Annotated in this window: 20 protein-coding genes; 5 read left to right on the forward strand and 15 right to left on the reverse strand. The window is 68.4% G+C overall.

Features of this window, described 5'->3' with window-relative positions; all coding sequences use genetic code 11:
• Positions 1-10: 10 nt before the first annotated feature.
• Positions 11-1,195 (reverse strand): Acg family FMN-binding oxidoreductase, encoded by a 1,185-nt coding sequence (locus J2W23_RS15160; RefSeq protein WP_307649316.1) that lies wholly within the window; start codon positions 1,193-1,195, stop codon positions 11-13.
• 74 nt (positions 1,196-1,269) lie between these two features.
• Between J2W23_RS15160 and J2W23_RS15165 the strand changes: the two genes are divergently transcribed.
• Genes J2W23_RS15165 through J2W23_RS15175 form a run of 3 tightly spaced genes read left to right on the forward strand, consistent with a single transcriptional unit; the run spans position 1,270 to position 3,014 of the window.
• Positions 1,270-2,166, forward strand: coding sequence for a LysR family transcriptional regulator (locus J2W23_RS15165; protein ID WP_176660844.1), 897 nt, complete (start codon positions 1,270-1,272; stop codon positions 2,164-2,166).
• 39 nt (positions 2,167-2,205) lie between these two features.
• Positions 2,206-2,703: a nuclear transport factor 2 family protein gene (locus J2W23_RS15170; RefSeq protein ID WP_307649317.1), complete on the forward strand. Its 498-nt coding sequence runs from the start codon at positions 2,206-2,208 to the stop codon at positions 2,701-2,703.
• Positions 2,700-3,014 carry a GNAT family N-acetyltransferase gene (locus tag J2W23_RS15175; RefSeq protein WP_013538979.1) on the forward strand — a complete coding sequence of 105 codons (315 nt, stop codon included), beginning with the start codon at positions 2,700-2,702 and terminating at the stop codon, positions 3,012-3,014. The genes J2W23_RS15170 and J2W23_RS15175 overlap by 4 nt, the downstream gene beginning before the upstream one ends.
• Here J2W23_RS15175 and J2W23_RS15180 read toward each other — a convergent pair.
• The gene (locus tag J2W23_RS15180) at positions 3,004-4,236 is read right to left on the reverse strand and encodes an MFS transporter (RefSeq protein ID WP_307649318.1); all 1,233 of its coding nucleotides are present in this window, start codon (positions 4,234-4,236) and stop codon (positions 3,004-3,006) included. The two genes, J2W23_RS15175 and J2W23_RS15180, sit on opposite strands and share 11 nt — an antisense overlap.
• Positions 4,237-4,258: 22 nt before the next feature.
• Positions 4,259-5,053 (reverse strand): UPF0149 family protein, encoded by a 795-nt coding sequence (locus J2W23_RS15185; protein ID WP_307649319.1) that lies wholly within the window; start codon positions 5,051-5,053, stop codon positions 4,259-4,261.
• A gap of 56 nt (positions 5,054-5,109) precedes the next feature.
• Between J2W23_RS15185 and J2W23_RS15190 the strand changes: the two genes are divergently transcribed.
• Together J2W23_RS15190 and J2W23_RS15195 are read left to right on the forward strand one after the other, a co-directional pair.
• The gene (locus tag J2W23_RS15190) at positions 5,110-6,807 is read left to right on the forward strand and encodes an FMN-binding glutamate synthase family protein (RefSeq protein WP_176660840.1); all 1,698 of its coding nucleotides are present in this window, start codon (positions 5,110-5,112) and stop codon (positions 6,805-6,807) included.
• Positions 6,808-6,871: 64 nt separating this feature from the next.
• A complete protein-coding gene (locus J2W23_RS15195) occupies positions 6,872-7,774 on the forward strand; it encodes a hypothetical protein (protein ID WP_307649320.1) in 903 nt (300 codons plus the stop codon).
• A 20-nt stretch (positions 7,775-7,794) separates the two neighbouring features.
• Here the strand turns inward: J2W23_RS15195 and J2W23_RS15200 are convergent, their stop codons facing one another.
• The 12 genes from J2W23_RS15200 to J2W23_RS15255 form a co-directional block, all read right to left on the reverse strand.
• Positions 7,795-10,110 carry a spermidine synthase gene (locus J2W23_RS15200; RefSeq protein ID WP_307649321.1) on the reverse strand — a complete coding sequence of 772 codons (2,316 nt, stop codon included), beginning with the start codon at positions 10,108-10,110 and terminating at the stop codon, positions 7,795-7,797.
• Positions 10,110-11,246, reverse strand: coding sequence for a TadE family protein (locus tag J2W23_RS15205; RefSeq protein ID WP_307649322.1), 1,137 nt, complete (start codon positions 11,244-11,246; stop codon positions 10,110-10,112). Before J2W23_RS15205 ends, J2W23_RS15200 begins: the two co-directional genes overlap by 1 nt.
• Before the next feature lie 77 nt (positions 11,247-11,323).
• Positions 11,324-11,665 (reverse strand): DUF192 domain-containing protein, encoded by a 342-nt coding sequence (locus J2W23_RS15210; protein ID WP_176660836.1) that lies wholly within the window; start codon positions 11,663-11,665, stop codon positions 11,324-11,326.
• 25 nt (positions 11,666-11,690) lie between these two features.
• Entirely contained in the window at positions 11,691-12,581 is an 891-nt protein-coding gene (locus J2W23_RS15215; RefSeq protein WP_176660835.1) for a type II secretion system F family protein, read from the reverse strand.
• A gap of 13 nt (positions 12,582-12,594) precedes the next feature.
• Positions 12,595-13,452, reverse strand: a complete 858-nt coding sequence (locus J2W23_RS15220) for a type II secretion system F family protein (RefSeq protein WP_080898132.1) — start codon at positions 13,450-13,452, stop codon at positions 12,595-12,597.
• On the reverse strand, positions 13,449-15,092 hold the full coding sequence (locus J2W23_RS15225) for an ATPase, T2SS/T4P/T4SS family (protein ID WP_176660834.1): 1,644 nt from the start codon (positions 15,090-15,092) through the stop codon (positions 13,449-13,451). The genes J2W23_RS15220 and J2W23_RS15225 overlap by 4 nt, the downstream gene beginning before the upstream one ends.
• A 12-nt stretch (positions 15,093-15,104) precedes the next feature.
• On the reverse strand, positions 15,105-16,706 hold the full coding sequence (locus tag J2W23_RS15230; RefSeq protein ID WP_307649323.1) for a type II and III secretion system protein family protein: 1,602 nt from the start codon (positions 16,704-16,706) through the stop codon (positions 15,105-15,107).
• Positions 16,707-16,771: 65 nt separating this feature from the next.
• The gene (cpaB, locus tag J2W23_RS15235) at positions 16,772-17,731 is read right to left on the reverse strand and encodes a Flp pilus assembly protein CpaB (RefSeq protein ID WP_176660832.1); all 960 of its coding nucleotides are present in this window, start codon (positions 17,729-17,731) and stop codon (positions 16,772-16,774) included.
• Between the two features lie 6 nt (positions 17,732-17,737).
• Positions 17,738-17,950 (reverse strand): hypothetical protein, encoded by a 213-nt coding sequence (locus tag J2W23_RS15240; RefSeq protein ID WP_176660831.1) that lies wholly within the window; start codon positions 17,948-17,950, stop codon positions 17,738-17,740.
• 11 nt (positions 17,951-17,961) lie between these two features.
• Positions 17,962-18,684, reverse strand: a complete 723-nt coding sequence (locus J2W23_RS15245; RefSeq protein WP_176660830.1) for a hypothetical protein — start codon at positions 18,682-18,684, stop codon at positions 17,962-17,964.
• On the reverse strand, positions 18,684-19,664 hold the full coding sequence (locus J2W23_RS15250; RefSeq protein WP_176660829.1) for a hypothetical protein: 981 nt from the start codon (positions 19,662-19,664) through the stop codon (positions 18,684-18,686). The genes J2W23_RS15245 and J2W23_RS15250 overlap by 1 nt, the downstream gene beginning before the upstream one ends.
• A 16-nt stretch (positions 19,665-19,680) precedes the next feature.
• Positions 19,681-21,594 (reverse strand): TadE/TadG family type IV pilus assembly protein, encoded by a 1,914-nt coding sequence (locus J2W23_RS15255; protein ID WP_307649324.1) that lies wholly within the window; start codon positions 21,592-21,594, stop codon positions 19,681-19,683.
• Between the last annotated feature and the right edge of the window lie 30 nt (positions 21,595-21,624).

The following is a 21,624-nucleotide window of genomic DNA, read 5'->3' on the forward strand; positions in this document are numbered from 1 at the left end:
CGCAGCGCCCTCAAGTCATCATGAAATCGCCGATGGCCCGGCGCGGTGCCGCGGGCACCGGCGACATCGGGTAGCCGAGGCGGCACATCATCTGCAGCGTCGGGCTGCGCGCATTGCGCGGCGGCTCCGTACCCAGCAGCAGGTCGTGCGCCGCCGCGTGGTGCGGTGCCATCTCCGCGAATTCCTCGAGCGACTGGCTCATCGGGTGCAGGCCCACGCCCAGGTCGGTGGCGCGCAGCTGCTGGCGCACATAGGCGCGGCCTGCGGCGATCTGGTCGGTGCGGCTGTTGCCGCGCGTGCTGAGCCAGACAAAGCCCATGGCCGTGTTGGCCTGGTCCTCGAACACCTGGAGGGTCTGCTTGAACGACTCGCTGTCTTCCGGCGCGGGCACGTCGCGGTCGAACTGCCCCAGCGCGATCGCCAGGCGCAGCGCCGGGTCGTTGCGCGAGAAGCCGTCGCGGTGCTCCAGGATCTCCTGCGGCCCGACGCGCAGCATCCGCAGGTTCTCCAGGGCGGTGGCGGGCGTGGCGATCTCCACGCGCGCGGCCGCCGCGCAAAGCTTGCGCAGCACCCGCACGCGGGCCATGTCGACCGTGCCGTCGGCCTGCACCGTGCCGCCCGCGGGCGCGATGGCGGTGAGCCCCTGCAGCATGTCGGCAGACACCGGCCGGCCGGTGTCGAAGCGCTGCTTCGGCGTGCGGCGCCGCAGCACCTGCGCGAACAGCGGATCGGGCGCGCCGCCGCCCGACAGCCGCAGCCGCGCCACCGGCACGTGCGGCCAGTGCCGCGGCTCCAGGGGCAATTCCCCCTGCGGCCACAGCTGCACGCTGGCCAGGATGCCCTGCTGGGCCAGCGCCATCACCAGCAGTTCGATGAAGGCGCCATGGCCGATGAGGGCCTGTCGGCCGTAGGGATCGGTCTCGGGCAGCAGGCGCTCGCGGTCGCAATAGAGAACGATGGCGTCGGGCTCGCGCAGGTCCACCAGCCACGGCTGGCAGTTGTAGGCGGTGGGCGCGGTAACCGCATAGGCCACGGCGCGCCTGCGCACATCGGGCTCGTTGCCCGGCCCGTTCCATATCTCGAGTGCGGCAGCCGGGATGTCGGAGTGCAGCCACCAGGTTGCCAGAGCAACCGCGCCTGCAGCCACCACCACACCGCCTCCCAGCAGCCGGACAAAATTTCTTCGTTCGTCCATTGCCGCATTATCGAAAGTCGCCTTTCAATTCACAATGCGTCAACTTTTGATACCTGCTATGCGGAACTGAATACGTGGGCCTGGACAGCAACCTCGATTTCGACTGGCGACTGGTGCGCGCCTTCCTCGCCGCGTTGGATCACGGGAGCCTGCTGGCCGCCTCGCGCGCGCTGGGGTCGAGCCAGCCGACGCTGGGGCGGCACATCGCCGAGCTCGAAACCCAACTGGGCGTGGTGTTGTTCGAGCGCACCGGCAGGGGCCTGCGGCCGACGGCCATGGCCGCGCGCCTGGCCGAATCGGCGCGGGCCATGGAAAGCGGCGCGGTCTCGCTGTCGCGCAGTGTGTCGGGCGCCAACGCCACCACCGCGGGCACGGTGCGCATCTCGGCAAGCCAGGCCACGGCGCGCCAGATGCTGCCGGCGCTGCTGGTGCGCATGCGGCAGGAACTGCCGGAGATCCAGGTCGAGCTGGTGTCGACCAACGAGGTCAGCAACCTGCTGCGGCGCGAGGCCGACATCGCGATCCGCATGACGCAGCCCACCACCGCCACGGTGGTGGCGCGGCGCATCGGGCGCTTCGCGCTCGGCGCTTTCGCGCATGTCGATTACCTGCGCCGACGCGGCACGCCGCGCCAGACGGCCGAACTGCTGCGGCACGACGTGCTGGGCTACGACCGCATCGACACCATCGTGCGTATGTCTGCACAGCTCGGAACGCCGCTGCAGCGCGAGGACTTCTGCTTTCGCACCGACGACATGGGCGCCTACTGGGAGGCGCTGCGCCAGGGCATGGGCATCGGCTTCGTGAGCGAATCGCTCGCACGCACCGACAGCCAGGTGCAGCGCGTGCTGCCGCAACTGAAGATCCCGTCGCTGCCGGTGTGGCTCGCGGTGCACCGCGAGATCCGCACCGACCGGCGCATCCGCGCCGTCTATGATTTCCTCGCGCGCAACATCCCGGCGTCGATCTGACTTCTCCTGCGAATCCCCCCCAAAACTCCAAGAGGCCTCATGACAGCAGCCACCAATGCCCAGACCATCGAGCGCTTCTACAGCGCGTTCGCCAAGCTCGACGCCGCCACCATGGAGGCCTGCTACGCGCCCGATGCGGTGTTCGACGACGAGGCCTTTTCCCTGCGCGGGCGGCGCGAGGTGGGCGGCATGTGGCGCATGCTGGCCACCGCCACCAAGGCCAAGGGTGCGGACGTCTGGCGCATGACCTTTCGCGACGTGCAGGCCGACGACACCACGGGCAGCGCCCACTGGGACGCGCACTACCGCTTCAGCGCCACCGGCCGGCTGGTGGACAACAGCATCGACGCGCGCTTCACCTTCACGCCCGAGGGGCTGATCGCCACGCACCGCGACACCTTCCCGTTCTGGACCTGGTCGCGCCAGGCGCTCGGCACGCCGGGCCTTTTGCTAGGCTGGACGCCGATGCTGCGCAAGAAGGTGCGCGCCACAGCGGCCAGCAATCTTTCCAAATTTCTTTCGAGCCAACCCTCATGAGCAACAACGACATCGTTTTCACCTCCAACGAAGCAGCCCACCGCTACGAAGCCGCCATCGACGGCAAGCTCGCGGGCTACGCCGAATACAACTTGCTGACCGACGCGATCATGTTCACCCACACCGAGGTGCTGCCTGAATTCGAAGGCAAGGGCGTGGGCTCGGGCATTGCGAAGCACGTGCTCGGCGAGGCGCGCACGAAGGGGCTGCATGTGATTCCGGTGTGCCAGTTCATTGCGGGCTACATCCGCAAGCACCGCGAATACGCCGACCTCGTGCGGCCCGATATTCAGCGCGCCTTCAAGATCTGACGGCGACGGCCTTCGGCGCGGGCAGCCACGCGAAGGCCGCGATGCCGATCACCAGCAGCGTGGCGATGGTGGCCAGCACCGCCGTGAGCGGATCGCCGCCATGCGCCGCGGCAATGGACGCTGCAACGCCGGTGCCCCATTGCATCAGCGCGACGCCGAGGAACATCGCCATCGTGAAGACGGCCATCGCGCGGCCGGTGAGCGTGACCGGATAGGCCACGCGCACGTCGGCGTACTGCCATACGATGAAGCCCGAGAGCACGCCGATCAGCACCATGCCGAAGATGTCGAGCCACGCCGAATGCAGCACGGCGATGAGCGCGAAGAGCGCGGCGTAGACCAGCCCGCAGATCACGATCCAGCGGCGGCGCGATGCACCGTCGCGGTCGAGGCGTCCGAACAGCGGCGCACCGACCAGCGAGATCACCGACACCGCGAGCGCGACATTGCCGCTCTGCACCAGCGAGTAGCCGTGGCGCTCCATCATCAGCGGCCCGAGCCAGAGACCCCGCAGCGAGATGAAGGCGGCATACGTCACCGCGCCGAGCACCATGATGCCGAGCGTGTGCGGCATCGCGAACAGTGCGCCGAACTGGCGGATCGCCTCGGGAATCGACTCTTTCACCTGCGGCACGGCGGACGCGGGCTCGTGCACCCAGTACCAGATCGCGAGCCACGCGAGCGCAGCCGCGACGGCCAGCACGAGAAAACCCGCGCGCCACGAATACGCCTGCACCAGCCACGCGAGCGGCGTGCCGGTGGCCAGCATGCCGATGCCGCCGATGGCGAGCACCATGCCCGACACGGTGGCGAAGCGCGCCGCCGGAAAGTGCCGCGCGATGAAGACGGTGCACACCAGAAAGGCCGGCGCGCAGCCCACGCCGATCAGCGCCTGTCCCGCGACCAACACAAGGTAGCTGGACGACGCGGCCGAGAGCAGCGCGCCCGCGATGGCGATGGGAAAAGCCACGAGCACCGTGCGGCGCACACCGTGCAGGTCGATGCCGATGCCCATGAAGAGCTGCATCGCGCCGAAGGCGAAATGAAAAGCCCCCGAGAAGATTCCGAGGGCTTGGGCGGAGAGTTTGAAATCAGTCTGCAGCGGACTGGCCATGATCGCGCCGACTGTGCGAAAGGCCTGGCTCAGTGCGACCCCGGCGCAGAGTGCCAGGACCATGATCCAGGCGGTGCGGGGTGTCAGGGGTTCTGCTGCGGGGGTCATTGGGGGCGCTCTTGTCCCCCAGTCACTCACCGTGGCACTTCTTGTATTTTTTCCCGCTGCCGCAAGGGCACGGATCGTTGCGTCCCGGGGTCGCCTCCTTGCGGATCGTCTCGACCTTCGGTCCCAGGCTCTTCCAGAGCTGGCGCAGGTCGTACACCGCCCAGATGGCGGCGCCGAAGTCGTCCAGCCGCTGCTGGCTCACGCTGGGCGGCGCGTCGTCGCTGTACATCGAGAGCGTGGGCTTGGCGGTGTCGTCCTCGGTGAGCGCGACGATGTTGTCGAGTGCGTCGTCCAGCATCTGCGCGGCATCCTTGTCGCGCGGGGTGGCCCAGTCGTCGGGCCAGTTCTCGACCGCGTACATGAAGCCGAGCGCCCACACCTGCGCGAACGAGGGGATCTCCTCGCCGGCCACTTCGGCGCGCTCTTCCTCGGGCAGCGAGGCGATGGCGCCGCGGGTGTCGAGCACCTCGGGCTGCCAGCTGCGTTCGTCGTCCAGCGACTCGACGGGGGCGTCCAGGCCCTCTTCGATCTCGCGCCAGCGGCGCTTCCAGTTCCAGACGAACTCCATGTGCCGGGCCGGCACGAAGTTGTCGCCCAGCAGCACGGGCCAGTATTCGGTGGGCTCGATGGGCCGGCGGGTGCAGATCAGCGCGGCCATGAAGCCCTCGCAGAACTCCCACTGGGGGATTTCCTCGTCGTGCTCGCGCATGGCGTCGAGCGCGGTGTCCAGGGCATCGAAATCGTCGGGGCCGAGGGGTTCCTGGGCGGGCGCGGCGGGGGGCTGTGGGGTCTCGGGGGTAGGGGGGGAAGTCGTCATGGCAGGTTCGGGGCAGCCCTCTATGATGCAGCAGGCTCCCGGAGTCATCTATTTCTATGCCCACGATTATTCCGTTTCCGGCGCGCTACAGCGCCTTTGCCTTGTGTGTGGTCGGCCTGGTCGCCTGCCTGGCCTTCGTGCTGGTGTCGCCGCATCTGTGGCTCGCGTGGATCGGCTTGGCGGTGTTCGCGGTACTTTCAGGTACCGGCATCCACGACCTGCGGCAGGCGCGGCACGCGATCCTGCGCAACTACCCGGTCATCGGCCACCTGCGCTTTCTGCTGGAATTCATCCGGCCCGAGATGCGGCAGTACTTCATCGAAAGCGACTCCGAAGCAGCACCCTTCTCGCGCGCGCAGCGATCGCTGGTCTACCAGCGCGCCAAGGGTGATCCAGACAACCGGCCGTTCGGCACGCAACTGAACGTGACGATTGCGGGCTACGAGTGGATCAACCATTCGATGCAGCCCACCAAGCTCGCGAACCACGATTTCCGCATCGTGATCGGCGGCACGCCGCAGCCGGCCGATGCGAACCCGGCACAGGTCTGTACCCAGCCGTACAGCGCGAGCGTGTTCAACATCTCGGCCATGAGCTTCGGTGCGCTGTCGGCCAACGCGATCCTCGCGCTCAACCAGGGCGCCAAGATGGGCGGCTTCGCGCACGACACCGGCGAGGGCTCGATCTCGCAGCATCACCGGGTGCACGGCGGCGACCTGATCTGGGAAATCGGCTCGGGCTACTTCGGCTGCCGCAACGACGACGGCAGCTTCAACGCCGAGCGCTTCGCCGCCAACGCGCGCGACCCGCAGGTGAAGATGATCGAGATCAAGCTGAGCCAGGGCGCCAAGCCCGGCCACGGCGGCGTGCTTCCGGCCCCCAAGGTCACGCCCGAGATCGCCGCGGCGCGCGGCGTGCCGGTGGGCGTGGACTGCATCTCGCCCGCCTCGCACAGTGCGTTCTCCACGCCGACGGAGATGATGCATTTCATCGCGAAGCTGCGCGAGCTCTCGGGCGGCAAGCCGACGGGTTTCAAGTTCTGCCTCGGCCATCCATGGGAATGGTTCGGCATCGTCAAGGCGATGCAGGCGACGGGCATCACGCCCGACTTCATCGTGGTCGACGGTGCCGAGGGCGGCACGGGCGCGGCGCCGGTCGAATTCAGCGACCACGTGGGCGCACCGCTGCAAGAAGGTTTGCTGCTCGTGCACAACACGCTCATCGGCGTGAACCTGCGCCACCGCATCAAGATCGGCTGCGCGGCCAAGGTGATCACCGCCTTCGACGTGGCCCGCATGATGGCGCTGGGCGCCGACTGGTGCAACGCGGCACGCGGTTTCATGATGGCGCTGGGCTGCATCCAGGCGCAGAGCTGCCACACCGGCCACTGCCCCACGGGCGTGACCACGCAGGACCCGCTGCGCCAGCAGGCGCTGGTGGTGCCGACCAAGGCCGACCGGGTGCGCAACTTCCACCGCAGCACGCTGCATGCGCTGCAGGAACTGGTGCAGGCCGCGGGCCTCGACCACCCGCAGCAGATCACCGCGCACCACATCGTGCGCCGCATCTCCGACACCGAGGTGCGCCTGTTGAGCAACCTGGTGATGCAGGTGCAGCCGGGCGCACTGCTCGGCCCGCTCGACGCGCAGCACAATGTCTTTCGTACCTACTGGCCGCTGGCCAGTGCAGAGAGTTTCCAGCCCGTGACGCAGGGGCCTTATGGCTTCGCCCCGGGCTTTGCAATGGCCGCATGAGCGCAGCGCCGGGCCGCCCCAAGCAAGCTTGTACCGCAGCACGACGTGCGGAGGTACCGACCTGATGAATCCACTGAGACGAGGCGCTTCGACGCGCCTGCACAGCGCGAAAGGCGCGGCTTCGGCGCCGGCGCCGCTCGATGCGCTGCCCAACCCGCCGGCACCCGGCGACTACGCCGAGTTCCTGCGCATCACCCTGCCCAAGCAAGAGAAGAACGTCGCCAGCCATCGGCTCGGCAGCGAGCGCGTGTGGCTGAAGAAAGCCGGGCCGCGCCACGGCAAGTGGGGCTACCGCGTGATGGCGGCGGTCGCGCGCATGGTGCGGCTGGACATCATCAAGCCGGTGCCCAACCCGGGCGGCGAAGCCGCCATCGCCACCGAGGCGCGGCGCCTGAAGCAGCTTGCGGCTGCGGGCCTGCGCGTGCCCACGGTGCTCGCGCAGCAACCCGACGGCATCTTGATCTCCGACCTCGGCGAGAGCGGCCGTGCCACCGTCGTGCTGCAGGAGCGCCTGGACCAGGCCGCCGCAGCCGGCCCCGCCGCGCTGCTCGCCGTGTGGCGCGAAGGACTCGCGGCCATTGCAGCCGTGCACATGCGCGGCCAGCACCTGAGCCAGGCCTTCGACCGCAACCTCGTGCAGTGCCCCGACGGCGTGATCGGCTACATCGATTTCGAAGATGACCCCGCCGAGGTCATGACGCTGGCCGAATGCCAGGCGCGCGACTGGCTCAGCTACCTGCACTCGACGGCCATGATGCTCGAGGCCGCAGCGCCGCAGGCGGCGGGCCAGCACTGGCATGCCGCGCTCGCCACGGTGAACGAGGAAGTGCGCGAGCGCATCGCGAATGCGGCGCGCCGCATGAAGTGGGCGCGCAGGCTGCCCGCGAGCCGCCGCTGGGGGCGCGACACGCAGCGCGTGCGTGCGGTGGCGCGGCTGCTCGGGCGCTGGCACGACGCGGCGGCCTGACCCTTTCTTCGTCCTTCAGCTCAGGGCTTGACCGTCCACCGCAGCGCGGCCAACAGGTTGCTGTGGTCGTCGGTCCAGGTCGTCACACCCGCGGCATCGATGGCCTCGCCGCGCTCGCGGATCACAGGGTCATTCAGGAAGCGCTGGTCGCGCGTGAGCAGCACGTATTCCGACGAATGTTCGAGCGTGAGGTTGCCCGGCACGGGCTCGAAATGAACGCGCAGCGCCTGCATGCCCGCATCCTCGGCCAGGCGCTTGACCACCGGCGCGAGCAAGAGGTGCCGGTTGCTGATGTGGAAAGCGATCACGCCCGTGGGCAGCAGGTGCCTGCTGTAGAGCGCCAGCGCCTCGCGCGTCATCAGGTGCATCGGGATCGCATCGCCGGAGAAGGCATCGACCACGATCACATCGAAGCGCTGCGAACCCTGCGCATCGAGCTCCTGCTGCATCAAGAGGCGCGCATCGCCCTGCGCGACTTCGACCGTTGCGGGCGAATCGGCGAGGTAGGTGAAATGCGAGCGCGCCGCCGCCGTCACGCGCGGGTTGATCTCGTAGAAGCGCACCGTGTCGCCGGCGCGCCCGTAGGCCGCCAGCGTGCCCACGCCGAGGCCGATCACGCCCACGCGCTGTGTCTCGCTGCGGTTCGTGAGCAGCGCCAGGCCGGCGCCGGACTTCGGTCCGTAGTAGGTGCTCGGCAGGCGCCGCTGCACCGCGCCCTGCAGTTGCTCGCCATGCGAGATGACTCCGTGCATCAACCGGCGCGACGCGGTCAGCGCGCCCGGAATGCCGAACTGCTCCACGCGCAGCGCACCGTAGAAATTGCGCACGCGCAGCATCGTGCGGTTGTCGGCTTCGAGCACGCTGTACACCGAGAGCCAGACCACCGCCACCGAGGCCAGTGCGCCGGCAAGACCCGCGGCCGCCGGCCATGAGCGTGCACGCCACGCGGTGTAGCCCACCGCGAAGAGCGCCAGCGCGCTCACCGTCGCATACAGCACGTTGAGCGACACGGCCACCGCGTCCATTCGCAGGAACGCTGCAAAGCCCACCACGATGGCGAACGCGAACACCGCCCACACCCATTGCTGGCGCCCGCGCGTGAGCCACAGCACGATCAGCCCCGGCACCGCCAGGCTCATCGGCAGCTCCCAGTAGCCGTTGAAGAAGTGCGGCGCGACCACGCCCGCGAAGATGCCGCCCACCGCACCGCCCAGCGCCAGCAGCAGGTAGAAGCGCGTGAGGCGTTCGGGCCCGGGCCGCGCGCGTGCGAGTTCGCCGTTCGCGAACATGCAGATCGCGAAAAGGCCCGCGCAGTAGAGCCCGATGGCCGCGGCGATCGGCAGCGAACGCTGCGGCGTGTTCAGGTACCAGCCCATCACCGGCGTGAGCAGCAGCACCGCGGGCCAGAAGAGCCAGCGCCGATACCAGAAGTCGCTGTCGAAGCACAGCACGAAGCTCAGCAGGTACAGCGCGAGCGGCACGATCCACAGCATCGGCACCGAGGCGATGTCCTGCGTGATGAACGCCGACACCGCCAGCAGCGCGACCGTGCCGAGCGCAGCCAACACCAGCCACAGCAACTGGTCGGACCACGACAGCGGTGCCGGCGGCACAGCCGCCGTGGGTGCCGCCGCTTCGTCGCCCGTTCGCGCCCGTCGCATCGGCTGCGCCTTCCCCACGGCCATCACCGACACGATTGCCAGCACCGCGAACAACCCGAAGCCCACCGACCACGCGATGGCCTGCGCGCGCAGCGCGAACACCGGCTCCAGCACGAAGGGATACACGACGAGCGCCGCCAGCGCCGCGAGGTTCGACAGCGCAAAGAGCCGGTAGACCTTCGCCTGCCGCGGCGCATCGCCCGCATGCAGCCGCGCGACCCAGCTCTGCACCAGCGGCCCGGTGGTGCACACCGCGAGGTACGGCAGCCCGATGGTGGCTGCCAGCACCGCGAGCACGCCCGCCGAGGGGTCGCCCTGCCCGGTCGGCTTCCACGCCGCATCGGGAATCACCGGCAGCATCGCGCAGGCCGCGAGCAAGAGGAGCGCATGCACGATGGCCTGCGTGCGCAGCGGCCGGCGCGAGAGCCGGTCGGCATAGAAGTACCCGACGAGCAGCACGACCTGGAAGAACACCAGGCACAGCGTCCACACGGCCGCCGAGCCGCCGAACCACGGCAGGATCTGCCGCGCGATCAGCGGCTGCACCAGGAAGAGCAGGAATGCCGAAACGAAGATCGTCGATGCGCAGAGCGCCAATGCGCCCGCCCCGCGCGCAACTTGCACGCCCTGCGCGGCACCCGCGCCGTCCCCCTCGTGCACTGCTGCTTCTTGCATCAGGGCGCTTTGCCCGGGTTCGGCACCTTGTCCAACTGGCCCTTGACCGAGGCGTCCCAGATGGCCGGGCAGAAGGAGTTGCCGTCGCCCACCTTGTCGGCCAGCGCATCGACGCCGCTGGCCAGGAGCTGCGAGGCCCACTCGGTGCTGTTGTTGCGCACGAAGGCGAAGATGTTGGTCATGGCGTCCTGCGGTTTCTCCAGCACGTTGATGCCCAGATTGTTGCTCCATGCCGGGTCCCACTGCAGCTCGATGCTGCGGTCGCCCCGGGGGCCGAACGAATAGAACGGGTGCCAGAACATCGGCGACTCCATGCCCGCCACGCCCTCGGCCGACAACGGGATCTTGCCGTTGGCGATGTAGTAGGCGTCCAGCTGGTTGAGGCGGAAATCGGTGCCGGGTGCGGTGGCGCCGTCGGTGGACATGAGCTTGAACCACGCCTCGCCCACGAACTGGTAGCCCTTGAGCGCGGTGAGGATGATCTTGTTGGCCACCGGAATCCCGAGGCGGTAGCCGTAGTGCACGCGCAGGTGCAGCACGCTGGCCTCGCCCAGCGTCTTGTTCGACACGTTGCCGCGCAGCTCGGCATCGGGCGGCAGCGGATCGCCGATGCCCACGGTGGTGCTCATGGCCTTGGCCTTGAAGTCGTAGGGCAGCGGCTTCCGGTAACGCATGGTGTCGTTGGGAATCTGCATGATCCAGCGGTTCTGGCCGAAGTTCTCGATGAAGGCCCAGTCGATGAAGGTGGTCTGCGTCGGGTTCAGGTACTCGATGCAGGCCGACTGGATCAGGTCGGTGTTGGTGTCGATCCAGCCCTTGAACATGCCGCCCACGCTGGCCTCCCGCACGTTCAGCGGCATCATGCCCTTGACCAATCCTTGCCACACGCTTCCGCGCGTGAGTGCGTTGGTGGTGAGCTCCAGTGCCGCGCTGTTGAGCGTGGAGAGGCCCGGCACGGTCGAGTTGCCCATGCGAAAGATGAAGGGCAGCGGCATGCCGTTGTTGAGCGAGCCCGCGCGCGCGGCTTCGTGCGCGGCATATTCCAGCGTGAGGCGCGCGCGGTAGATGAGGCCGAACTGCACCACGCACATCACGAACAGGATCAGCACCGGCAGCGCGATCATGGTCTCGGTCATGGAGACGCCACGCTGCGGCCGCGCAAGGCGGCGATTGTGAAGAGAGGATCGCATTGCCTGGATCTCCTTGAGTGTGTTTACCAGCCCGACAACTTCAACCCCGGACGCAGCGCGAGCCGCCTCGCCTGGCCCGCCGCCAGTTCGAGCACGCTGGCCGCACCCAGGCACATGGCCATGCGCATCGGGCGCAGGCTCTCGACCACGCGCGCGATGCCGCCGTGCCGGTCGAGAAAGACGACGTCGATCGGATAGCGCATGCCCACCGTGTGCACCGAGCTGCAGCGCATGATCAGCAAACCCTCGCTTGCGGCCAGGCGCGGCCGCCCGAGCAGCCCGCGCGTGCGGTCCCACCCGCGCTCGGCCACGCGCACGGGACCGAAGGGCTGGGCCTGGGGGGAGCGGAGGGAGACGATGCGCATCGGTGGTGTCGCGGTTGCGGTGAGGTCAGTGGTTCTGCGTTTCGAGGAACTGCATCACCAGCGGGAAGAAGATGATGATGAAGGTCACCGGGAAGATGAAGATCACCAGCGGCCCGATCATCTTCACGGGCGCTTCCATCGCGAGCTTCTCGGCCATCTGGAAGCGCTCGGTGCGGCGCTGGTCCGAAATGGCCGAAAGCGTGTCGGCCAGGCTCGCGCCCAGCGACTCGGCCTGCGTGAGGTTCGACACCAGGCTCTTGATGTGCTTGTTGTCCAGGCGATCGGCCAGCGCGTTGAGCGCGTCCATGCGGCTTGCGCCGGTGCGCATCTCGCGCATCATCCGGTCGAACTCCTGGCCGAGCGCGCCGCCCGGTCCCTTCTGCACCGCCTGCGCGATGGCGCCGGTGAGGCTCAGGCCGGCCTGGCAGCACAGCGTGATCATGTCCAGGTAGCCGGGCAGCGTGCGCAGGATGTCCTTCTCGCGGCGCTTGCGGCGGTCGCGCATCCACATCACCGGGTAGAGCCATCCCGTCACGCAGGATGCGAGCGTGACCCAGACCTTGGTGCCGGCGGTGGCGTCGAGCAGGCCCGCGGTCCAGAGGCCGAGTGCGGCGACGATGAGCATCGACACGCACTGCACCGCGATGAACTCCTCGGCCTTGAGCACGAACTCCAGGCCCGCGAGCTGCAGCTGGCGCTTGCGCTTGACCAGCATCGAGGTCGGCGCGATCTCCGACACATGGAACTGCAGGATGTTCACCACCGGCCACACCAGCCGCAGCATGCGCGGCAGCGGGTCCATGTGCGTGCGCTCCGAAGGCCGGGCCTTGCGGATCAGCGAGATCATGTAGAGCAGCAGGATCACACCCGTGGTCGCGCACAGGAAGATGATGGCCAGGAGGATCAGCGAGCGCATGGCGGCGATTTCCTCAAATGTCGATCGCCACGATCTTGCGGATCATCGCGTAGCCCAGCATCAGCATGATGGCGATCACGGTCAGCACGACCCAGCCGATCGTCGTGGTGAACAGGAGCGACATGGTCGGCTGCATCAGGTAGAGCACGCCCATCAGCAACAGCGGAAAGAGCGTCATCACCAGGCCCTGGATGCGGCCCTGCGCCGTCAGCGCCTTGATGCGGCCTTCGAGAATGGCCTTCCTGCGCAGCGTCTCGGCCAGCACCTGCAGCGGCTCCGAGAGATTGCCGCCCACTTCCTTGGAGACGCGCAGCGCCACCACCACCAGCACGAAGTCGGGAATGCCCAGGCGCTGCGACATCTTCTGGATCGCATCGTCGAAGCTCACGCCCAGGCGCTGCTCCTTGAGCACCAGGCCGAACTCCTGGCCGAGCGGCCCGACCTGGTCGCGCACCAGCACCTGGATCGCGACCGAGAGCGCGCTGCCGGCGCGCAATGCGCTCGCAATGAAGAGCAGCGCATCGGGCAGCTCCGATTCGATCTGCTGGCGGCGCTTCTTGCGCTGCCATGCGAACCAACGCGCGGGCAACAGATACAGCACCACCGCCGCCACCACGCCACCGATGAGGTTGCCCGAGATGAGCCAGCCGATCGCGCCGCACAGCGCCACCAGGAACGCATGGCCCGAGGCGAAGGCCACCGCGTGCTGCGCCTGGAACTCCGACAGGTTCAGCGTGCGGCGGCCGCTCGCCTGCAGCTTGGACATCATCTTGCCGACCAGCTCCGGCGAGCGCTGCAAAAGCAGGTAGCCGCACAGCGTGATGAAGCCCATGCCGCAGAGCACGGAGGCCAGCAGGATCATTCCCTTCATGGCACGGTCTCCCCGAAGAGGTATTCCAGGTCGAGCTTCAGGCCGTGCTCCTGCAGGCGCGTGAAGAACTCGGGCACGGTGCCCGCGGCGGTGAAGTGGCCGATGGTCTTGAAGCTGTCGTCGACCCCGGTCTTGCGGAAGGCATACACGTCCTGCATCTGGATCATGCCGTCGGCAAAGCCGGTGATCTCGGTGATCTGCGTGACCTTGCGGCTGCCGCACGGAAAGCGCGTGAGCTGCACGATCAGGTCGACCGCCGAGGCGATCTGCTCGCGGATCGCCGCCACCGGGATGTTCATGCCCGCCATGGTCACCAGCACCTCCAGCCGCGACATCGCATCGCGCGGCGAGTTGCTGTGCAGCGTGGTGAGCGAGCCGTCGTGGCCGGTGTTCATGGCCTGCAGCATGTCCAGCGCCTCGCCGCCGCGGCACTCGCCCACCACGATGCGGTCGGGCCGCATCCGCAGCGAGTTGCGCACCAGGTCGCGAATCGCGATGGCGCCCTTGCCTTCGATGTTGGCCGGCCGCGATTCGAGCGACACCAGGTTGGGCTGCCCCAGCGAGAGTTCGGCCGCATCCTCGATGGTCACGATGCGCTCGTTGGGCGGGATGAAGTTCGACACCATGTTCAAGAGCGTCGTCTTGCCGGTGCCCGTGCCGCCCGAGACGATGATGTTGAGCTTCTCCTCCACCGCGATGCGCATGAACTCCACCATCTGCGCGGTGATGGAGCCGGTGCGGATCATCCCCTCGTGGCCCATGCGGTTCTTCGGAAATTTCCGGATCGTGACGCTGGGCCCGCGCAGCGCGAGCGGCGGAATGATCGCGTTCACGCGCGAGCCATCTTTCAGCCGCGCATCCACCATCGGCGAGCTCTCGTCGATGCGGCGGCCCAGCGGTGTCACGATGCGCTCGATGGCGCCGAGCACCGCGATGTTGCTGGTGAAGGCGACGTTGGTGCGCTCCAGCCGGCCGGCGCGCTCGATCCAGATCTCGTCGAAGCGGTTGACCATCACTTCGGTCACGCTCTCGTCCTTGAGCAGCACCTCGAGCGGGCCGAGGCCGATGGCTTCGTCCAGCAGCTGCTGGCTGAGCAGCGCGCGATCGATGTCGACCGGCAACTCGCGCGTGTCGCGGATGATCTCGGCGATCAGCGCGCGGATGTTGGAGCGCAGCTCCTCGTCCTTCATCTGCGCGGTGTCGATGCGGCGGTTGTCCAGTTGCTGCAGCAGCGTGCGGTGCAGCGAGCGGCGCCATTGCAGCAGCGGGTCCTCGATGGCGAGCGCCGCCTCGGCGTACTGCGCGGCCTCGGCCGCGTCTTGCGGATCGGCGCCCGCGGGCTTGAGCGCCGTGTCCAGCGACACCACCAGCGTGTGGCCGCCGATGATGATTTCCTCGCCGCCCTTCATCGGGCCGAAGCGCGTCACGCGGTTGCCGTCGACCCAGGTGCCGAAGAGGCTGCCCAGGTCCTGCACGAACACCTCCTCGTCGTGCAGCACGAACTGGGCGTGCAGCTTGGCGACGTTCCAGCCCGACAGCACGATGTGGTTGCCGGCGTCCTTGCCGACCTGGAGCTCCGCGACATCGATCGGGACCTCGCGCACGACCTGCTGCGGGGAATTGACGAAGACCTTGTGCATGGTGGCGCTATCTCAAGGGGCGACGGGCTGGCCGGGCGTGCCGGCCGGAATGCCGCCGATGTCCGCGGCCGCCGCCGGCGGGCGCGAGCCGTTGGGGTCCGACTTGTCCTCGGTCAACGTGCCGAAGTTGCTCCCCACGTCCTGCTCGAGCTGACGCGAGCGCTCGATGCGCTGCCGGCTGTCCGCCGGGCCGACCACGCGCGGCGTGATGAACACCACCACCTCCTGCTCCTTGTCGGTGTCGTTGTCGGCACGGAAGGCGCGGCCGATGATCGGCGTCTTGCGCAGGCCGGGCACGCCGTCGCTGGAGCGCGTCGATTCGCGGCTCAGGAGGCCCGACAGCACGATGGTCTCGCCGGCCTTCACGTTGAACTCGGTGTCGGTGCGCCGGATCAGCAGGCCCGGAATGCCCTGCACCGCCACGCTGCGGTCGATGCTGCTCACTTCGGTAAGGATGCTGCCCGACACGTTGCCCTCGCCATCGGCGATGGGCTTGATGTTCAGGCGCACGCCGTAGGGCTTGAATTCGACCGAGCCCGCCCCCTGCGTGCTGAGCGCAGGCAGCGGAATCTCGCCGCCGGCCAGGAACTTGGCCTCGCCGCCGCTGCGCGTGGAGAGGTTGGGCGAGGCGAGCAGAAAGGCGTTGCCGCGCTGCACCAGCAGGTTGATGCGCGAGGTGAGGCTCAGGCCGATGCCGAAGTAGGCCTCGGGCATGCGCCGGTTCTGCCCCAGCAGCGCCGTGCCCTGCGGCGTGGAGGTGTTGAAGGCCGAGCCCTCTGGCAGGATGCGGTAGCTGCCACTGGAGGCGATGTCCGAGAACAGGCCGAAGTTGAAGCCGTCGCCCGAGCTCTGCCAGCGCACGCCCAGGTCGTCCAGTGCGGTCTTGCTGAACTCGACGATGCGCACCTGGATGTCCACCATGCGGTCCACCCGGATGCGGTCGGCCGTGGCCAGCGATACCACCGCGGGCGCATAGAGCTGCGCCACCGTGTTCAGGCGCTCGACCGCGGCCGGATCGAGGCTGTTGCCGTCCATGATGATGCGCTCGCCGATGCGGCGGATGTTCACGCCCGAGATGCCGCGCGTGATCTCGCGCAATTCGTCGGCGATGCGTTCCAGGTCCACCACGTTCACCCGCACCTTGAGCTTGCGCACGGTGCCGTTCTTGTCCCAGACATGCAGCGTGCTGTCGCCCGCGTCCTGCGCGGTGATGAGCATGTTCGCGCCATCGAGCACGCGCGCCTCCAGCACCTTGCCGTTGCCGATGGCCACGCGCGAGACGCCCGGCATCTTGACCAGCGCCATCTGGCCGACATAGAGCGTGAGCAGATCGGGCAGGCGCTGCAGCACGGTGGCGCGCGCGGCGATGCGCTGCAGCTCGGCCTCGGTGATGGAGGCCTGCGAGGGCGGTGGCGCGGGCGGGCGGATGCCCGGCGAGCTTTCAGCGCGGGCCGCCGCCGGCGAGCCCGGCGACGAGAACGCCGGCGGCGCGGGTGCCACGGTGCCCAGGGGCACAGGCGATGCTGCCGGCGCGCCGGGGTACGGACCCTGCGCCTCGGCCTGGAAAACAAGACACAGCGCCGTCGCTGCCAAAGTGCATCGCTTGAGGTTCATCGAACTTTTCTGGAGATCAGTAAATCGGGCCCGCCCCGCGGGGCGACATTCAGGGCGATGGGGCTTCAGCGCGGCAGCGCGGCGCCGGTCGGCAATGCGGCACCCAGGCCGGGCGCAGGGGGTGCGCCGCGGTTGCCGGTGCCGCCGACGATGTATTCGACGCTCGGGCCCGAGGGTCCGCTGGCCACGGCCGTCGCATGCGAGCGCTGCGGCCTGAAGCCGGCCACGATGGCATCGAGGTCGACCGCATCGACGCCGCTGGTCATGGTGGCCCGGTCCTCGGGGTTGCGCAGCGTGGCGATGATCTTTCCGAGGCGCTGGGCCAGGATGAGCTTCTGCGCATCCTGCGGCTGGATCGCCACGGTCACGGTCGAGTAGCGCTGCTGCGCGTAGGGGTCGGTGTCGGCCGAGACGTCGGAGCGCTTCCTCATCGCGGCGAACTGCTCCGAGGTGATCTGGCCGGTGGCGCGCACCTCCACGTCCTGCAGGAGCGGGATCACCACCGAGGGATCGTTGGCCGCGGACTTCTCGACCATGTACATGAAGTCGATGCGGTCGCCGGCGCGCAGCATGCCCGAGATGGAGCTGATCTCGTCCACCGGAATGGTGATGGCGCGCACGCCCTGCTCGATCTCCTGCGCGAACACCTTGCGCGGCGCCGAGAAGAACGATGCGAGCAGCGGCTTGCCCGCGGCCACCGGCACCGAGAGCTGGCGGCCCGCGAACTGCGAGAAGGTCTCGGGCGTGATCGCGTCGTTGTGCACGTACTCGTTGGGCACCGAGCGCTTGGCCACCATGGTGGGCAGCACGGTGGTGCCGTCGCCCAGCGCACGGTTCGCCACGACCACGTCGCGGCGCTGGCTGTCGGCATCCTTCTCCAGGCTGGCGGCGATTTCGCGCTCGCTGGCCCGCAGGTAATACCAGCCCAGGCCCGCGGCCAGAAGGCCCAGCATCAGGGCACCGATCAGGGGGGACAGCCGTTTGACGCTTTGCTTGAACTTGAGGAGTCCCGGAGATGATTTCATGCCTGGCTACAAAGGATAGGAAAGGGTGTACGAGTAGGTCGACCAGGCATCGCGGAAGGCCTTGATGAGCAGCGCGACCACCGAGCGGTCGGCGCCCGGGAAGGTGGCGAACAGCATCACGGCCAGGATGCCGGCGACGATCACGTATTCGGTGATGACCTGGCCGCGCTGGGCGCGGCGGGCGAACGAAGAAGCAGGACGGCGGTGGCGCGGGCGCATGGCGGTCGCTCTCATTCCGGCGTGGTCTGGCTGGCGACGATGAAGTAGCCGTCGTCGCGCCTGGAGATGCTCACGGCCATCTCCTCGCTGTTGCGGCGGAACACCAGCGACGAGCGCGTGCCGCCTTCCAGGGTGCGGTCCTGCACCAGCGTCCAGCCCAGGCGGATCATCTGTTCGCGCAGGTAGAGCGCGTTGGTCTCCACGCTCACGTTGTTGGTGACGACGATGGTGCGATTGCGCTGGCCCTCGTCGAACGAGAGCGTGTCCGAGACCACCTGCGAGCCGGCCGGGCGCGGAAAGCCCTTGCCGATGCGCTCGGCGCGCTCGCGCAGCGCCTGCTCGCTCTTGACCTCGTCGTAGACCACCGCCGCCACGAGCCGGCCCGCCGTGCCCGAGGGAACCGCGCGCAGCTGCACCGTGACCTGGTAGAGGCCGAAGCGCGCGCCGAGCACGCGCATGGGGCCGAGGGTGGTCACGCCGTAGCCGGTCTTGTCGGAGAGCCACTTCTCGTAGAAGCGGGAAACCACCTCCAGCGAATCGGTGGACTCGATGCCGCGGATCTGCATGGGGATGGTGTTCTGCTCGATGTACTCGGCGATCCAGAAGGTCTTGGCGCCCGCGGGCGATGGAATCGCGGGCCAGTCGCGCTGCGGCGGCGCCGCAACCGCCGCTGCGCACAGGCAAAGCCATGCGGCGGCGAGGATCCATCGCAGAAACGGCGCGGCGAGCCTCATCAGGGCAGCGTGTTGACCACGGGGGTCGGCGGGAAGGCGCGGTAGTAGCGGAAGTGGTCCTTCACGCTGCCGCCGTTCGCCTCGCCGTCGCCGCCGGTCTCGCCGGTGGCGCCGGGCGGGATGCGCTCGAAGCGGTCCAGAGGCGTCTTCTCGAGCGCGTCGCCCGGCGTGAAGCCCATGGTGAGGTTGTTCATGTCGAAGGCCGGAAAGATCTGCTTGATCTGGTAGGCCGTCTGGTGCATGCCGCCGCGCAGCTGCTGGTAGAAGGGCGCGTCCAGCAGCTTCATCGGCACCAGGCCCTGGATCTTGGTTTCCTCGCGGTTCGTGCCGCCGGCGTTCCAGGCTTCGGTGAGCATGGTGACCTGCTCGCTCATGTCCAGCGCGGGAACGTCCTTGAACCGGGTGTAGGTCTGGCTCACCTTCACCTCGTGGCGCAGGTACCCGCTGCTCACCATCTGGAACTTGCCCAGCGGACCGGTGATCGCGTTGGAGCCGAGCGCGGCCTGCGCCACCCGGATGCCGTCGAACACCACGTCGCTGGCATTGAGCAGCGAAGGCAACGGCGCGGCCGTGCTCGATGCGGTGACCGCGGTGGTGCGCTGGTCGATGGCCGGCAGCATCGGCTCGAACTCCGCGATGTCGGCGGCGTGGATGGAGATGCCGGGCGCCGAGCGGTCGCGAAAGATGTGGCGGCGCAGGTCGCGCGTGACCTCCGCATCGGTCTTCTTGATGGCGCCCGATGCGCCCTTGGCTTCCGCGGCGGTGATGCCCTGCTCCTCCGGCATCCACACGGTGCGCTGCCAGGCCACCAGCTTGGCGGCGGCCACGGTCTGCATGCGCTTGGTGCCGTACTCGGCAATGGCCGGAATCGCGGCCAGCGTGACCGCAGCGAAGCTCACGATGAGCAGCGTCTCGACCATCGCGTGGCCGGTGCTCGCGTGTGTCGGGCGTCCGGGCAGGCGTCGATGCGGGCGGGTCATGCGCGGGCGTCCTTCATCAGTTGCCGTTGTCTTCGTCGGCCGAGCCGCCGACCGCCGCACCGCCCATGGCGATGGCACGCGCCCACAGGGACGGCTCCACGTTGTGCACGTGCCAGTAGGGGCTGAACAGGCTGCGGTGCTCGATGTAGCCGCCGGCGAAGCCCACGTTGTATTTGCCGATCGTCGAGGGATCGGCCACCGCGTTGTCGCGGCGCGCCCAGCGGTCCTGCGGCCGGCGGAAGTAGACCTGCGAGGTCGACAGCGCCTTGATCTCGCGACCCTGGAAGTTGTCGCGCAGGCCCGCCTTGCCGTCGGCCGCGGAGTTGCCGAAGCCGGCGACCTCGCCCGTGCGCACCTTGTCGCCGCCCTTCTGCACCACGAGCGTGAAGGCCGGGCCCTTGTCGGTGTTCTTGCCCCACTTGAGCGGGTTGGCACCGCTGAAGCCGTTTTCCTTGAGCCAGTTGTCCGACTCGTTGGCCACCATCGGCGGGTGGTCCTTGATCTCGGTGAAGCGGGGCATCGCCCAGTTCTTGGTGACCATGCCGATGTCGGTGCGCGGGCTGTAGTGCAGCTTGGCGTTGAACACCAGCACCGCCATCGGGGCCAGCAGCAGCTCGCCGTTGCGGTCGCGGGCGGCGCGCTCGAAGGATTCGCGCTCCATGTACGCGGTGTCGCCGACCTCGCCGTTCAGGCCGCCGTAGGTGCGCCCCTCGCGGGCGTAGCTGCGGAGGGTAAGGCGCTGGCCTTCCCAGCTTTTCATGTAGTTGGGGCCGCCCGCGGCGGCCGCGCCCGCGCCCAGGCCGAAGCGGCCGCGCACGATGTCGTCCCAGCCGCCGATGAGGTCGGTGTAGAGCACGCCGATGGGCAGCTTGATCTCGATCGAATCGGCCGACTGCCAGCGAATGCGCCCGGTCTCGTCGCCCACGATGCCTTCGGTCGCGACCAGTTCGGTGCCGCCCTTCCACTCGAGGAGCCCGCCCATCATGGCGCCGGTGATGCCGCCGAATCCCGGTGGCGCATTCGGACTGCTGGAGACCATGCCCTGCAGCGCGCCGGACATGCCCGAGGCGACCCAGCCGAGCACGTTGGGCAGGAAGCGGCGGTTCTTGGTCCAGTCGTCGCGCGTGGCCTGCGCGGCGTGCGCGAAGCGCAGCACCTCGTTGAACTCCTCGTCGTCGAAGCCGAGGCTGCCCGACTGGTGATAGGTCTTCAGGTAGGTCCCCACGTCGGCCACGAACTTGATGACGAAGATCGTGGTCTCGGCCGCCGGGACCGACGCATCGGGGTCGTTGGCGTTGACGACATCCTTCACCAGCTGCGGCAACTGCGCCGTCGTGCCCAGCAGCATCACGGCCTGGCTGGCCGAGATGCCCTGGTTGAACGCGCGAAGGATGTCGGCCCCGATCTGCAGCGGCTTGGCCGAAGGCTCGACGAAGCCGGCAATGCGGTCGGCCGTGCGCTGCAGCCTATGCGCACGCGGCACGTTGATGAGCGCCCATTGCAGCAAGAAGAGCGGGCCCACGAACGGGAGCCGGCTGCGCTCCAGGTTGCGTATGCCCTTCATGGCCTCGGCGACGACCAGGCCCTCCTGGATGTTGGCCGCGCTCGTGATGAGCATGGCCATCGAGGTCTGCACGCTCGCCAGCGTCGCGATGCTCGCCTCGTTGGCGGCCATCGCGCGGTTGGTGTAGGCCAGGTAGTTGAGGGTGCGCGCCGTGAGCACGTTGGCGCTGTAGGTGGCCGCGTCGGCCGTGTTCTGCAGCTTCATCTTCTCGCGCGCCGCGGTGGCGGTGTTGTAGACCACCAGCACACTCAGGAAGATGACCGGCAGCATCGCCACCAGGTACACGATCGCCTGGCCCGACTGGCGCCGCCGGCGCGCGGATGCGCCGGCAGGGGCCAGGGGGAGCGAAGTGGCGGCTGGAGGCATCACGCGATGTCGATCAGGCCGTCAGAGAAA

This window comes from Variovorax boronicumulans, assembly GCF_030812215.1.
In the GTDB taxonomy this organism is placed as follows: Bacteria; Pseudomonadota; Gammaproteobacteria; order Burkholderiales; family Burkholderiaceae_C; genus Variovorax; species Variovorax boronicumulans_C.

Bases quoted from the DNA above. Each gene is read 5' to 3' on its own strand.
- J2W23_RS15160 (WP_307649316.1), bottom strand. From the start codon at position 1,195: ATGGACGAACGAAGAAATTTTGTCCGGCTGCTGGGAGGCGGTGTGGTG.
- J2W23_RS15170 (WP_307649317.1), top strand. From the start codon at position 2,206: ATGACAGCAGCCACCAATGCCCAGACCATCGAGCGCTTCTACAGCGCG.
- J2W23_RS15175 (WP_013538979.1), top strand. From the start codon at position 2,700: ATGAGCAACAACGACATCGTTTTCACCTCCAACGAAGCAGCCCACCGC.
- J2W23_RS15180 (WP_307649318.1), bottom strand. From the start codon at position 4,236: ATGACCCCCGCAGCAGAACCCCTGACACCCCGCACCGCCTGGATCATG.
- J2W23_RS15185 (WP_307649319.1), bottom strand. From the start codon at position 5,053: ATGACGACTTCCCCCCCTACCCCCGAGACCCCACAGCCCCCCGCCGCG.
- J2W23_RS15190 (WP_176660840.1), top strand. From the start codon at position 5,110: ATGCCCACGATTATTCCGTTTCCGGCGCGCTACAGCGCCTTTGCCTTG.
- J2W23_RS15195 (WP_307649320.1), top strand. From the start codon at position 6,872: ATGAATCCACTGAGACGAGGCGCTTCGACGCGCCTGCACAGCGCGAAA.
- J2W23_RS15200 (WP_307649321.1), bottom strand. From the start codon at position 10,110: ATGCAAGAAGCAGCAGTGCACGAGGGGGACGGCGCGGGTGCCGCGCAG.
- J2W23_RS15205 (WP_307649322.1), bottom strand. From the start codon at position 11,246: ATGACCGAGACCATGATCGCGCTGCCGGTGCTGATCCTGTTCGTGATG.
- J2W23_RS15210 (WP_176660836.1), bottom strand. From the start codon at position 11,665: ATGCGCATCGTCTCCCTCCGCTCCCCCCAGGCCCAGCCCTTCGGTCCC.
- J2W23_RS15215 (WP_176660835.1), bottom strand. From the start codon at position 12,581: ATGCGCTCGCTGATCCTCCTGGCCATCATCTTCCTGTGCGCGACCACG.
- J2W23_RS15220 (WP_080898132.1), bottom strand. From the start codon at position 13,452: ATGAAGGGAATGATCCTGCTGGCCTCCGTGCTCTGCGGCATGGGCTTC.
- J2W23_RS15225 (WP_176660834.1), bottom strand. From the start codon at position 15,092: ATGCACAAGGTCTTCGTCAATTCCCCGCAGCAGGTCGTGCGCGAGGTC.
- J2W23_RS15230 (WP_307649323.1), bottom strand. From the start codon at position 16,706: ATGAACCTCAAGCGATGCACTTTGGCAGCGACGGCGCTGTGTCTTGTT.
- cpaB (WP_176660832.1), bottom strand. From the start codon at position 17,731: ATGAAATCATCTCCGGGACTCCTCAAGTTCAAGCAAAGCGTCAAACGG.
- J2W23_RS15240 (WP_176660831.1), bottom strand. From the start codon at position 17,950: ATGCGCCCGCGCCACCGCCGTCCTGCTTCTTCGTTCGCCCGCCGCGCC.
- J2W23_RS15245 (WP_176660830.1), bottom strand. From the start codon at position 18,684: ATGAGGCTCGCCGCGCCGTTTCTGCGATGGATCCTCGCCGCCGCATGG.
- J2W23_RS15250 (WP_176660829.1), bottom strand. From the start codon at position 19,664: ATGACCCGCCCGCATCGACGCCTGCCCGGACGCCCGACACACGCGAGC.
- J2W23_RS15255 (WP_307649324.1), bottom strand. From the start codon at position 21,594: ATGCCTCCAGCCGCCACTTCGCTCCCCCTGGCCCCTGCCGGCGCATCC.